The organism is Candidatus Microbacterium phytovorans, from assembly GCA_029202445.1.
Lineage (GTDB): Bacteria > Actinomycetota > Actinomycetes > Actinomycetales > Microbacteriaceae > Microbacterium > Microbacterium phytovorans.
On record CP119321.1, the window covers coordinates 2,622,346 to 2,635,398 of the forward strand.

The window sequence follows — 13,053 nt, forward strand, 5'->3', positions numbered from 1 at the left end:
CTCTCACGACTCGGCCGCGGCGCGTCCGTCGGCGCCGAACAACAGCTCGGACGCGCGGTCGACGAGGGCGTGGAACTCGGGGGTGCGCTGCATCTCCGGCGTGCGCGGGCGCGGGAGGTCGACCTCGATGATCTCCTTCACGCGTCCGGGCCGCGGCGACATGACGGCGACGCGGTCGGAGAGGAAGATCGCCTCGGAGATGCCGTGGGTGACGAGGAGGGTGGTCGCGGGCTTCTCGCTCCAGATGCGGAGCAGTTCGAGGTTCAGGTTCTGGCGGGTCATGTCGTCGAGAGCGCCGAAAGGCTCGTCGAGGAGCAGGACCGAGGGCTTCAGGGCGAGGGCGCGGGCGATGGAGACGCGCTGCCGCATCCCCCCCGACAGCTGCGCGGGCCGCGCCTTCTCGAACCCCTGGAGCCCGACGAGCGCGATGAGCTCGTCGATGTAGGCGTCGTCGACGCGGCGACCGGCCACCTCGAAGGGCAGCCGGATGTTGCTGCGCACGCTCCGCCACGGCAGGAGGGCGTGGTCCTGGAACGCGATCCCCAGCTCTCCCGACGCCCGCAGCTCGTGCGGTGTCTTGCCGTCGACGCGCACCTCGCCGGTGGTCGGGGTCTCGAGGTCGGCGAGGATCCGCAGGATCGTCGACTTGCCGCATCCCGACGGGCCGAGGAGCGCCAGGAACGAGCCCCGGTCGGTGTGCAGGTCGGTGTCCTGCAGCGCCGTGACGCTACGGCGACCCGTCGTGAAGGTCTTGGTGAGACCGTCGATCCGGATGCCGGTGCCTCCCTCGGCGAGAGGGGCACCGGCATCCGTCGTGGTGGAGCTCTGTGTCATGGGATCAGCGCGGGTAACGGATCAGGGCAGGTAGTCGATGAGGTCGGGGTTCTCGGCGTAGATCTCGTCGATGATCGTCGTGTCGAAGAGCTGGTCGACGGTGACGTCCCAACCGGCGGCGGCGAGCGAGTCGACCGTCTGCTGCTTGAGTTCGTCGGAGATCGTGAACAGGCCGTTGGCCTCGGTCTCCTCGGTGGAGATGAGGAGCTTCTCCGCCTCGAGGCCCATGCCGGTCTTGGTGGGGTCGAGCGCCCCGAAGACGGCTTCCAGTCCCTCGGAGGACTCCTCGGCCTCGGCGTTGTAGTACTTCTCGATGAGCGCGACGGTGTCGTCGGTGCTGTTCTGGAAGACGTCGGTCCAGCCCTTGATCTCGGCGGTGAGGAACGCCTTCAGCAGGTCCTTGTTCTCGGCAAGGTACTGGTCGGTGACCGAGAACGTCTCGGCGACGTACGGCACCCCGTTCTCGGCGTACGCGAGGTTCGTGATGTCGTAGCCGGCGAGCTCGACGGTGAGGGCCTCGTTCGTCAGGTACGCCATGAAGCCGTCGACGTCGCCGTTCATGAGGGGTGTCGGGTCGAAGTCGACCGGGACGACCGTCACGTCGGCCGGGTCGATCCCGTTGGCGTTCAGCAGCGCCTGGAACACCGAGGCGTTGGAGTCCTGCACGCCGATGGTCTTGCCGACGAGGTCCTGCGGCGTCATGATGTTGCCGCCGTCGGCGAGCGACAGGATCGTGAACGGGTTCTTCTGGAACGTCGCGCCGACGATCTTCAGCGGGGCGTCCTGCTCGGCGATTGCGGCGCCGATCGACGCGGCGTCGGACAGGGCCACCTGGACCGTGCCGGACAGCAGCTTCGCGACGCCCGTGTCGGGGCCGGAGATGCCGACGACGTTCGAGAACCCGGCGTCCTCGTAGTAGCCGTTCTCGTAGGCGTAGAACTCGCCCGCGAACTCCTCGTTCTTGATCCAGGAGTACTGGACGCTGATCTCCCCGAAGTCGGCGGCGTCGCCGGAGCCGGCCGGCGCGGGCGAGGTGTCGCCGGCGCACGCGGAGAGTGCGAGAACGGATGCCACGGCAACGGCTGCCGTGACGAGGACGCGGGCGCGCGGGCGCGCGGTGCTGTGGATCGCCATCGAGGTCCTTCGGGTGTGGAGGTGGAGCGGATGGATGCGGTGCAGGTTGGCACCATGATCGCGCCGCCGTGTGTACGGTGACGGCCGCTCGTGTTTCCACTGTGTGACGATGTGCGCCGCACGCGCGCCGAGCGCCCCCTCGGCGCGGACCGCGCGGGGTGGGATACTCGATGTGCCCTCAGGAAAGGACCACTGTGGCCACCACCACGTACGAACCCACCGTGCACATCACCTCGAGCACGGGGGCGCAGATCCACGTCGGCGGCGAGATCGACGAGGTCTTCGCGTCGACCGAGGAGGGCCTGCGCGCTCGGATCGTCGAGGCGATCCGTCAGCTCGCGGCATCCGTCGGCGAGCCGGTGACCGCGATGGTCGTCGACGGCGCCACGCGCTGGCCGATGATCGTCCACCCCGACGGCACGTTCCTGGAGGCGACGTCGCTGTCGGCCTCCGACGGGGGAGCCGCCCCGCTCGACGCGGTTCCGCAGCCGGTGGCGGCGTCGGAACCGGTGGTGGAGCCGGATGCCGAGGCGGCCGCACCCGCTGAGGCACCCGCGGAGGAGCTCCCTGTTCCGGCGGACTCCGCTCCTGAGCCGGTGCACGAGACGGTGCCGGCGGCGCCCGCGTTCGCGCCCGCCCCGAGCTTCGCGCCCGCCCCGGTCGCCCCGGTGGCGGCAGCGACGGCGGCAGAGTCCGCGCCGATCGAGCCGACGCGTGAGCCGGTGCGCGCACCCGAGCCGACCCGCGCGGCCGAGCCGGCGCGCGCGGCCGCCGGTCCCCTCCGCGCCGACGTGCAGCGCCGCGACCCGCAGTCGCCGTCGCGCACAGCGCCCACGGTCGACGACCTGCTGAACTCGCGTCTGGACCGTTCTCGCCCGCGCGCCACCGAGGGCTGGCAGGGAGCCATCCGTCGCGCCACCGGCGGGGCCATCTCGCCGCGCCCCGGCAAGGCGGAGCGCTCGCGCATCGAGCGCCAGCGCAAGGTGCAGCGCCGTCTCGACGCGCCCCGCACGATCGTCGTGCTCAACCCGAAGGGCGGCGCCCACAAGACCACGAGCACGCTCCTGCTCGCCGCCACGTTCGGCACGCAGCGCGGTGGGGCGACGCTCGCCTGGGACAACAACGAGACCCGCGGCACGCTGGGCTGGCGGGCGCAGAACGTCCCCCACCACCGCACGGCCGTCGACCTCCTCGACGACCTCGACCTGTTCGCCTCGACGACCCAGTCGAGCCTCGCCGGCCTCGACACGTACGTCCGCACGCAGGTCGACGCCCGCTTCGACGTGCTCGCCTCGGATGAGGATGCCGCGGCATCCTCGACCATCGACGCCGCCGCGTTCGACCGGCTGCACAGCGTGCTGTCGCGCTACTACCGGCTGCTCATCATCGACACGGGCAACAACATGCGCGCATCGAACTGGGTCGCCGCCGTCGCCGCCGCCGACCAGCTCGTGATCGTCTCGACCGTCCGCGAGGACACCGCCGCCAGCGCGGCGTGGCTGCTCGACGGCCTGCGCGAGAAGGGCTTCGACCACAAGATCGACCAGGCGGTGACGATCCTCGCGGCGCCGTCGGCGCACCCCGACAAGCGACTGTCCGAGCGGCTGGAGCGCCACTTCGCGCAGGTCACCTCGGCCGTCGTGCACGTGCCTTTCGACCCGGCGCTCGTCGACGGTGGACCGATCGACTTCGACGCCCTGTCGGCCGAGTCGCGCGACGCGTGGCTCACGGTCGCCGCGACGGTCGCCGACCGGCTCTAGCCGCCGGCCAGCGGCATCCGCGCACGCTGAGCATCCGCGCACGCTGACGGGCTCGCCGAGGGCGGCGGCCTGACGGCATCCGGAGTCGTTCAGCCCCCGAGGACGATGTTCTCGGGGGTCTCGCCGTTGCGCAGGTGCGCGATCTGCCGGCGCAGGAGCGCGGCGATCCGAGGCTGCATCGCCGTGGACGCGCCGCCCACGTGCGGCGAGATCAGCACGCCCGGCACCCCCCACAGCGGGTGGTCCTGCGGGAGGGGTTCGGGGTCGGTCACGTCGAGCCCCGCGCGGATGCGACCGGCCGTCGCGTGACGCACGAGCGCGTCGGTGTCGATGAGGGGCCCGCGCCCGACGTTGACGACGAGCGCGCCGTCGGGGAGCGCGGCCAGTTCCGCCTCGCCGATGATGTGGCGGGTGGCGTCGCCGCCGGGCAGCGACAGCACGACGATGTCGACGGTGGGCAGCAGGTCGTGCAGTTCGTCGACGCCGTGCACCCGGATGCCGTCCTCCTCGCGGGCGCGGGAGGCCACCGGCACGATCTCCACCTCGAAGGGGCGCAGGCGGGCGGCGACCGCCTTGCCGATGCCGCCGTAGCCGAGCAGCATGACACGGCGGTCGGCGAGGCTCTCGGCGAATACGCCGTTCCACTGGCCGTGCTGACCGTCGATCGCGAACCGGTCGAGGTGACGCTGCACCGCGAGGGTGAGGGCGACGGCCAACTCGGCGGTGGACGTCTCGTGCACGGTGGCGGCGTTCGCGAAGCGGATGCCGGGAGGCAGGATCTTCTCCACGCCCTCGTAGCCGATCGACTGCCCCTGCACGAGCCCCACCTCGATCTCGGCCAGCTTCGGGAGGAAGCTGCCCTGCGTCATGTACGGCGGGACGACGATGTCGAGGCGTGGCCGCGGTGCAGGGGTGGACATGTCCCAGAGGAGCACTTCGACGTCGTCGGGCACGTCGCGGAGGTCTTCGGCGAGGCGGGCGGTGGGGACGGTGACGACGATGCTCACTCTTCGACGCTACCGGGAGTAACGTTCCGGGAAGGCCGCACCGACCCGACCTGGCCTCACCGAGGAGGACCGATGATTCCCGAGATCAACTATTGGGCCGTGCTCGTGGCCACCGTCGCCGCGATCGTGGTCGGGTCGATCTGGTACGTGCCGAAGGTGTTCGGTGCCCGCTGGAAGCGCCTCGCCGAGGTGCGCGACCCCGAGACGGCCACCGAGGCGTGGCTTCCGATCATCGTGTCGATCGCGCTGTCGTTCCTGCTCGCGTGGGTGCTCGCCGGTTCGGTCGCGATCGCGTGGCACTTCTACGGGGGCGGCTACCTCACGTCGGCGCTCGTGACGGGACTCACCCTGTGGGCGGGCTTCACGGCCGGACGCTTCATCGTCCACGACGTCTTCGCCGGGCGGCCGTCCCAGCTCACGGTGCTCAACATCTCGCACGAGCTCGTGCTCGTGGTGGTGATGTCGCTCATCATCGGCGTCTGGCCCCCCGCCGGCACGGTCTGACCCCGCCGGGTGAGGGCCGGTGGTGCGCACGCCGTGGGCACCGGCATCCGAGGGCACCGGCATCCGTGGGGCACCGGCATCCGAGGCATGTCCCACTTTGTGCGGGCCATGTCCCACTTTGTGCGGGCCATGTCCCACTTTGTGCGGGCCATGTCCCACTTTGTGCGGGCCATGTCCCACTTCGTGTCGGTTTGAGGGGTGAGAACCGACCGAATGTGGGACATGCCCACCCACCCAGCGGCGGGAACCGACCGAATGTGGGACATGCCCGCTCAGGCTGCCGCTACGAGTCACAGATGCGGCCGAGAGTCGGCCATGTCCCACTCTGTGTCCTGGCCATGTCCCACTTTGTGCTGGCCGTGTCCCACTTTGTGTCGGTTTGAGGGGTGAGAACCGACCGAATGTGGGACATGCCCACCCACCCAGCGGCGGGAACCGACCGAATGTGGGACATGCCCACCCACCCAGCGGCGGGAACCGACCGAATGTGGGACATGCCCACCACACCCACCCACTCACCGACCCAGCGCCACCGCCAGCGCGGCCGACGAGCGTCAGACGGCGGCGGATGCCAGGGAGGCGACGGCCGACGTGAAGAACGAGAGACCGTCGACGCCCGACCGCATCGCGGCAGCGGTGTCGGGACCGAAGCCCGGCTCGACGGCGTGCTCGGGGTGCGGCATGAGGCCGACGACGTTGCCGCGCTCGTTCGTGAGGCCCGCGATGTCGTCGAGCGAGCCGTTGGGGTTGACGCCCACGTAGCGGAACGCGACGAGACCTTCGCCCTCGATCCGCGCGAGGGTCTCGGCGGAGCAGATGTAGCCGCCGTCGCCGTTCTTCAGCGGGATCGTGATCTCCTGGCCCGCCTCGAACTGCGACGTCCACGCGGTCGACGCGTTCTCGACGCGCAGCCGCTGGTCGCGGCGGATGAACTGCTGGTGGGCGTTGCGGATGAGGCCGCCGGGGAGCAGGTGCGCCTCGACGAGCATCTGGAAGCCGTTGCAGATGCCGAGGATGGGCATGCCGGCGGCGGCGGCATCCTTCACCTCCGCCATGATCGGCGAGAGCGCGGCGATCGCGCCCGCGCGGAGGTAGTCGCCGTAGCTGAAGCCGCCCGGGAGCACGAGGGCGTCGACGCCCTCGAGGTCGTGGGAGCCGTGCCACAGCGCGACCGGCTCGGCACCCGCGAGGCGCACGGCGCGCTGTGCGTCGCCGTCGTCGAGCGAACCGGGGAAGGTGATGACCCCGATGCGGGCGGTCACTCGACGACCTCGATGCCCACGACGTCCTCGATGACGGCGTTGGAGAGGATCTCGTCGGCGATCTTCTTCACGCTGGCCAACGTCGCCTCGTCGGCGCTGTCGACGGTGAGCTCGAACCGCTTCCCGATCCGCACCCCCGAGATGCCGCCGACCTCGAGGCGCGACAGCGCGCCGGCGACGGCCTTCCCCTGCGGGTCCAGCAGCTCGGCCTTGGGCATGACGTCGACGACGATGGTGGGCATCTGGAGGCTCCGGGAAGTCGCGGGAAGGGTGTCCACCCAGTCTACGGGTAGCCCAGCGGATGCCACGGAGCGGTCGCGGATGCCGCGGCGCGCTCGCGCCATCCCCCGACCCCGCAGCCCGAAGCCGACCCGGCGGATGCCGTGACCGAACCGTGATCCTTCTCATGGGAGCGCTCCCTTGACATTCGTGGGAGCGCTCCCGTACGTTCGACTCGTCTGGTGAGAGCGCTCCCACGGAACCCGATGTGAGACGGACCGCCGACGACAGCGAACACGCAGCTAGACCCACACCACAAAGGAGTGACACGTGAAATCACGCGCACTGCGCCGCATCGGGCTCATCGCCGGCGCCGCCACCACCACCGCGATCGTGCTTGCCGGCTGCACCGGCGGCGGAACGCCCACCCCCACCTCGAGCGGTGACGGAGACAAGAACTTCGAGGGCGTCGAACTGACGCTCGCGACGTTCAACGACTTCGGCTACACCGACGAGCTCCTCGCCGAGTTCACGGAGGAGACCGGCATCAAGGTCGTGCACAACAAGGCCGCGACCTCGAACGACGCGCGCGCCAACTTCTTCCAGAAGCTCGGCAAGTCCGGCCTCGCCGACGTCGAAGGCGTCGAGGTCGACTGGTTCACCGAGATGATGAAGTACTCCGACCTCGTCGCCCCCGTGCCCGACGACCTGAAGGGTCGCTGGCTCGACTGGAAGGAGCAGGCGGCCACCGACGCGAACGGCAACCTCGTCGCGTACGGCACCGACATCGGCCCGCAGGCCATCTGCTACCGCGGTGACCTCTTCGAAGCGGCCGGCCTTCCCAGCGACCGCGCCGAGGTGGCCAAGCTGTTCCCGACCTGGGACGCGTTCTTCGATGTGGCCGACGACTACGTCGCCAAGACGGGCAAGCCCTTCATCGACTCCGCGAACTCCGTGCTCCAGGGTCTCGTCAACCAGCTCGAGATCGCCTACGAGCAGCCCGACGGCACCATCGTCGCCACCGAGAACGCCGACATCCGCGCTGCCTACGACACGGTCGTGGACCGGGCCATCCCGATCGCCTCGTACGCGGGTCAGTGGAGCGACGACTGGTACGCCTCGATGGCCGGTGGCGAGTTCGCCGCGATGCTCTGCCCGCCGTGGATGCACGGCATCATCGCCGGTGAGGCTCCCGACGTGACCGGCTGGGACGTCGCCGACGCATTCCCCGAGGGTGGCGGCAACTGGGGCGGCTCCTACCTCGTCGTGCCCGCCAACGGCGCCAACGTCGAGGCATCGCAGCTGCTGGCCGACTGGCTGACCTCGCCCGAGACGCAGATCAAGGCGTTCAACAACGCGGGAACGTTCCCCAGCCAGCCCGACGCGCAGTCCAGCGCCGACCTGACCGGCTTCGTGAACGACTACTTCAACGGCGCTCCGACCGGTGAGATCGGCATCAACCGGGCCAACGCGATCACCGTCGCCACCTACAAGGGCGAGAAGTACTTCCAGTTCCACGATGCGCTGCAGAACGCCGTGACCCGTGTCTTCGACGGCCTCGAGGACAAGGAAAAGAGCTGGAACACCTGGGTGACCGAGGTCAGCGCGTTCTGATCCCACCCGGACTCGGATGACCGGGGGCGCGGCGACCCGAACGCCGCGCCCCCGTCATCTCTGAAACCTCCCCCCGGGCATACCCTCCCCACGACGAAGGACGACCGTGACCACGACACAGCAGCGCCCGGCGACGCGCCCGCGCACCACAGACGACGGCCCCCGGGCGCCCCGGGTCATCTCGTTCTCCCAGAAGCTCAGCAAGTGGGACATCAAGTTCTCGCCCTACCTGTACATCTCGCCGTTCTTCCTGATGTTCGCGGTAGTCGGGCTGTTCCCCATCGGCTACACCGCGGTCATCTCCTTCATGGACTGGGACCTCGTCCGCAACTCGGGGGAGTTCGTCGGGTTCGACCAGTACGTCTGGATCCTGTCGCAGCCCCACTTCTGGACGGCCCTGCGCAACACCTTCAGCATCTTCCTGCTCTCCAGCGTCCCGCAGCTCATCCTCGCGATCTTCATCGCCGCCGTGCTCGACCGCCACATCCGCGCGAAGACCTTCTGGCGCATGAGCGTGCTCGTGCCCTACGTCGTCGCGCCGATCGCCGTCGGCCTCATCTTCAACGCGATGTTCGCCGACCAGTCCGGGTTCATCAACGGCATCCTGCAGGCGATCGGCCTCTCCGCCGTGCCGTGGCACGTCGAGCCGCTGTGGAGCCACGTCGCCATCGCCACGATGGTCAACTACCGCTGGACCGGCTACAACACGCTCATCCTGCTCGCGGCCATGCAGGCCGTGAACCGCGACTACTACGAAGCCGCCACCGTCGACGGAGCGGGGCCGGTGCGCCAGTTCTTCGCGATCACGATGCCCTCGCTGAAGCCCACCCTCATCTTCGTCATCATCACCTCGACCATCGGCGGCCTGCAGATCTTCGACGAGCCGCGCGTGTTCGACCAGTTCGGACGGGGCGGCGCCGCGCAGCAGTGGCTGACGATCACCCTTTACCTGTACGACATCGGCTGGGGTCAGTGGAACTTCGGCCGTGCCGCCGCCATGGCCTGGATTCTCTTCATCATCATCCTGTTGATCGGCCTCGTGAACCTGGTCGTCACCAGATCGCTCGTCAGAGACGAAGGTCTGCACCGAGAACTGACCAGACGGCAGGAGCGGAAGCTCGCCAAGACGGCGAAGCAGAGCGTGAAGGAGGACCAGCGATGAGCGTCGGAACATCGGCATCCCTGGCGACCGTGGAAGAAGGCATCCCGACGGCGCGTGAGCGTCGCAAGGCGGGACGCACCACGCGCATCCGCGGCAGTCGGCCCGGGTTCTGGGCCTACGCGATCCTCGGCACCGTCTTCCTCTCGGCGGTCTTCCCGCTGTACTGGTCGTTCATCATCGGTTCGGGCGACTCGACCACGCTGCGCAAGCCCTTCCCCTGGGTCCCCGGCGGAAACTTCATCGACAACGCCCTCTCGGTGATCACCAACCCCGCCGTCAACTTCTGGCCGGCGTTGTGGAACTCGATCTACAGCTCCTTCCTCATCGCCGCGGCCGTCGTCATCACCTCGACGCTCGCCGGCTGGGCGTTCGCCAAGCTCCGCTTCCACGGCGGTCCGGCGCTGCTCGTCTTCGTCGTCGCGACGATGGCCGTGCCGCAGCAGCTCGGAGTCGTGCCGCTGTACATCCTGTTCAGCGAACTCGGGTGGACGGGCCAGATCGGCGCGATCATCATCCCGGCCCTCACGAGCGCGTTCGGCGTCTTCTGGATGACCCAGTACCTTCGACAGGCGGTGCCCGACGAACTCATCGAGGCCGCCCGCGTCGACGGCGCGTCGATGATCCGCACCTTCTGGACCGTTGGCGTCACCGCCGCCCGACCGGCCGCAGCCATGCTGTTCCTCTTCACCTTCGTCGGGGCGTGGAACAACTTCTTCTGGCCGTTCATCGTGCTCGACCGGCAGAACCCGACCCTGCCCGTGGCGCTGTCGCTGCTGCAGTCGAACTACTTCGTCGACTACTCCATCGTCCTCGCCGGGGTCATCCTCGCCACGATCCCCCTGCTGCTGCTGTTCATCTTCGCCGGCAAGCAGCTCGTGAGCGGCATCATGGCGGGTGCGGTCAAGGGCTGAAATCGGCCCCGTCGACGACCCGAGCGCCATTCGGCGGTACCCTCCATGAGCCACACTTTCCGAGAGGACACTGCGTCCATGTCGCGCACCTTCCCCGACGGCTTCCTGTTCGGAGCCGCTACCGCCGCCTTCCAGATCGAGGGCGCGGCCTTCGAAGACGGCCGGACGGCATCCATCTGGGACGCCTTCTGCCGCGTGCCGGGAGCGGTCATCAACGGCGACGACGGCGACGTCGCGTGCGACCACTACCACCGCTACCGCGACGACGTCGCGCTGATGAAGAGCCTCGGGCTGGACACGTACCGCTTCTCGGTCTCGTGGTCGCGCGTGCGCCCGGATGCCGGTGCCCTCAACCCGAAGGGCATCGACTTCTACAAGCGCCTCGTCGACGAGCTACTCGACGCCGACATCCTCCCGTGGCTCACCCTCTACCACTGGGACATGCCGCAGGCGCTGCAGGACCGCGGTGGCTGGACCGTCCGCGAGAGCGCCGACCGGTTCACCGAATACGCGCTCTCCGTGCACGACGCCCTCGGCGACCGTGTGCAGCACTGGACGACCCTCAACGAGCCGTGGTGCTCGTCGTTCCTGAGCTACACCGGCGGCATCCACGCACCCGGCCACTTCTCCGTCACGGAGGGCGTGCTCGCCGCGCACCACCTGCTGCTCGCCCACGGGCAGACGGTGCAGGCGCTCCGGGCGCGCGACGCGTCACTCGACCTCGGGATCACCCTGAACCTCACGGTGGCCGAGCCCGCCGACCCGGACAACGCCGCCGACCTCGACGCCGCGCGCCGCATCGACGGCCAGTTCAACCGCTGGTTCCTCGACCCGATCTTCCGCGGCAGCTACCCCGCCGACATCGTCGAGGACTTCCGTGCCGTCGACCCCGCCGCCATCGACGCGCTCGACGCCGCCACGCACCCCGGCGACCTCGAGGTCATCGCCACCCCGCTCCAGGCGCTCGGCGTGAACTACTACCACGGCGAGTTCGTGGGCGGCCAGCCCGACCCTCACCCGCCGACCCCGGGCGACGCGCCCACCACGCGGCAGACGGCCTCGCCGTTCCCGTCGCACGACGGCATCCACTGGCACGAGCGCGGTCTTCCGCGCACCTCGATGCACTGGGAAGTGCAGCCCGAGGCGCTCACGACCCTGCTCGAGCGAGTGTCTACGGAGTACGCGAAGGATGCCGGTACCGCCCTCTACGTGACCGAGAACGGCGCCGCCTACGACGACGTGGCCGTGGTCGAAGACGGCGAGACCCGGGTGCACGACGCGGACCGCACCGAGTTCCTGCGCGGGCACCTCGGTGCCGTGCTCGACGCCGCCGACGCCGGAGTCGACGTCCGCGGCTACTTCTACTGGTCGCTGCTGGACAACTTCGAGTGGGCGTGGGGGTACGAGAAGCGGTTCGGCATCGTCCGCGTCGACTACGAGACGCAGGAGCGCGCGTTGAAGGACAGCGCGCTGGAGTATCGTCGGGTCATCGCCTCTCGGGCGATCGACATCCCGAACCCGCTCCTGCAGAGGTAGCCCCGCCGTGACCATCGATTCGACGCGCTCCGCCGCGACCATCGAAGAGGTGGCTGCCGTCGCCGGTGTGTCGCGCTCGACGGTCTCACGCGTCGTCAACGGCTCCACCGCCGTGAGCCCCGCCGCCCTCGAAGCGGTGCACCACGCGATCGCCGAGCTGAACTACGTGCCCAACCGCGCGGCGCGGTCGCTCGCGAGTCGCGCCACGATGGCGCTCGCCCTCGTGGTGCCGGAAGACACCACGCGCTTCTTCGGCGACCCGTTCTTCGCCGCGATCGTGTCGGGGATCAACGCCCGCCTCAGCCGCTCCGACTATGTCCTGAACCTGATCATCGCCAGCGACGACCCCCAGGACAAGGCGACCGCCTACCTGCGCAGCGGCGCCGTCGACGGCGCGATCGTCGTCTCGCACCACACGAGCGACACCTTCATCGACCGCATCGCCGCCGCCGTGCCCGTCGTCTTCGGTGGGCGCCCCGTGCGCGAACGCGACAGCGACTACTACGTCGACGTCGACAACGTCGCCGGCGGCCGCCGCGCCACCGAGTACCTCATCGGCACCGGGAAGCGGCGTATCGCGACGATCACCGGCCCGCTCACGATGCCCGCCGGCGTCGACCGCCTCGCGGGGTACCGGGAAGCGCTCGCCGCCGCAGGACTCGAAGAGGTCGCGGTGGAGGACGGCAACTTCACCGCCGACGGCGGCGCCGCCGCCATGCAGCGCATCCTCGACCGCCAGGTGGCCTTCGACGCGCTGTTCGTCGCCAGCGACCTCATGGCCCGCGGTGCCCTCGCCTCGCTCGGGCGCGTCGGCATCCGCGTGCCCGACGACATCGCGATCATCGGCTTCGACGACTCGCCCGTCGCGCAGACGGTGAGCCCGCAACTGACGACCATGCGGCAGCCGTCGTTCCAGCAGGGCGAGCGCATGGCCGACATCCTGCTGTCGATCCTGTCGGGCGGAAAGCCCCCGCACGTGACGATCCTCGAGACCGACCTGATCGTCCGCGTCTCCGCCTGACGCGAGCCGGTCGAGCCCGCGGTGGTCGGGGCTTGCATCGGTCTGAGGTTTCACAACTCCGGAATCGACGCTCCCCCCGGGCCCGAAGC

Annotated in this window: 12 protein-coding genes; 7 read left to right on the top strand and 5 right to left on the bottom strand. The window is 69.5% G+C overall.

Features of this window, described 5'->3' with window-relative positions; genetic code table 11:
* Positions 1-3: 3 nt before the first annotated feature.
* The gene (locus P0Y48_12555) at positions 4-834 is read right to left on the bottom strand and encodes an ABC transporter ATP-binding protein (protein ID WEK13275.1); all 831 of its coding nucleotides are present in this window, start codon (positions 832-834) and stop codon (positions 4-6) included.
* Positions 835-855: 21 nt separating this feature from the next.
* Positions 856-1,968, bottom strand: coding sequence for an ABC transporter substrate-binding protein (locus P0Y48_12560; GenBank protein ID WEK13276.1), 1,113 nt, complete (start codon positions 1,966-1,968; stop codon positions 856-858).
* A 194-nt stretch (positions 1,969-2,162) separates the two neighbouring features.
* Between P0Y48_12560 and P0Y48_12565 the strand changes: the two genes are divergently transcribed.
* Entirely contained in the window at positions 2,163-3,728 is a 1,566-nt protein-coding gene (locus P0Y48_12565) for a chromosome partitioning protein (protein ID WEK13277.1), read from the top strand.
* A gap of 89 nt (positions 3,729-3,817) precedes the next feature.
* On the opposite strand, the gene P0Y48_12570 is transcribed toward P0Y48_12565, so the two are convergent.
* Positions 3,818-4,735 carry a 2-hydroxyacid dehydrogenase gene (locus tag P0Y48_12570; GenBank protein ID WEK13278.1) on the bottom strand — a complete coding sequence of 306 codons (918 nt, stop codon included), beginning with the start codon at positions 4,733-4,735 and terminating at the stop codon, positions 3,818-3,820.
* A gap of 72 nt (positions 4,736-4,807) precedes the next feature.
* On the opposite strand from P0Y48_12570, the gene P0Y48_12575 reads away from it, so the two are divergent.
* On the top strand, positions 4,808-5,239 hold the full coding sequence (locus tag P0Y48_12575) for a DUF1761 domain-containing protein (protein ID WEK13279.1): 432 nt from the start codon (positions 4,808-4,810) through the stop codon (positions 5,237-5,239).
* Between the two features lie 554 nt (positions 5,240-5,793).
* On the opposite strand, the gene purQ is transcribed toward P0Y48_12575, so the two are convergent.
* Together purQ and purS are read right to left on the bottom strand one after the other, a co-directional pair.
* Positions 5,794-6,501: a phosphoribosylformylglycinamidine synthase subunit PurQ gene (gene purQ / locus P0Y48_12580; GenBank protein ID WEK13280.1), complete on the bottom strand. Its 708-nt coding sequence runs from the start codon at positions 6,499-6,501 to the stop codon at positions 5,794-5,796.
* Positions 6,498-6,743: a phosphoribosylformylglycinamidine synthase subunit PurS gene (gene purS, locus P0Y48_12585; protein ID WEK13281.1), complete on the bottom strand. Its 246-nt coding sequence runs from the start codon at positions 6,741-6,743 to the stop codon at positions 6,498-6,500. The genes purQ and purS overlap by 4 nt, the downstream gene beginning before the upstream one ends.
* Before the next feature lie 307 nt (positions 6,744-7,050).
* Here purS and P0Y48_12590 point away from each other — a divergent pair, with 307 nt between their 5' ends.
* From P0Y48_12590 to P0Y48_12610, 5 genes are all read left to right on the top strand, one after another.
* Positions 7,051-8,334: an ABC transporter substrate-binding protein gene (locus tag P0Y48_12590; protein WEK13282.1), complete on the top strand. Its 1,284-nt coding sequence runs from the start codon at positions 7,051-7,053 to the stop codon at positions 8,332-8,334.
* Positions 8,335-8,512: 178 nt separating this feature from the next.
* Positions 8,513-9,496, top strand: coding sequence for a sugar ABC transporter permease (locus P0Y48_12595; protein WEK15080.1), 984 nt, complete (start codon positions 8,513-8,515; stop codon positions 9,494-9,496).
* Positions 9,493-10,407 (top strand): carbohydrate ABC transporter permease, encoded by a 915-nt coding sequence (locus P0Y48_12600; protein WEK13283.1) that lies wholly within the window; start codon positions 9,493-9,495, stop codon positions 10,405-10,407. The genes P0Y48_12595 and P0Y48_12600 overlap by 4 nt, the downstream gene beginning before the upstream one ends.
* A gap of 78 nt (positions 10,408-10,485) precedes the next feature.
* Positions 10,486-11,943 carry a GH1 family beta-glucosidase gene (locus P0Y48_12605; GenBank protein WEK13284.1) on the top strand — a complete coding sequence of 486 codons (1,458 nt, stop codon included), beginning with the start codon at positions 10,486-10,488 and terminating at the stop codon, positions 11,941-11,943.
* A 7-nt stretch (positions 11,944-11,950) separates the two neighbouring features.
* Complete coding sequence (locus P0Y48_12610) at positions 11,951-12,964, top strand: LacI family DNA-binding transcriptional regulator (protein WEK13285.1); 1,014 nt, start codon at positions 11,951-11,953, stop codon at positions 12,962-12,964.
* The last annotated feature ends 89 nt before the right edge of the window (positions 12,965-13,053 follow it).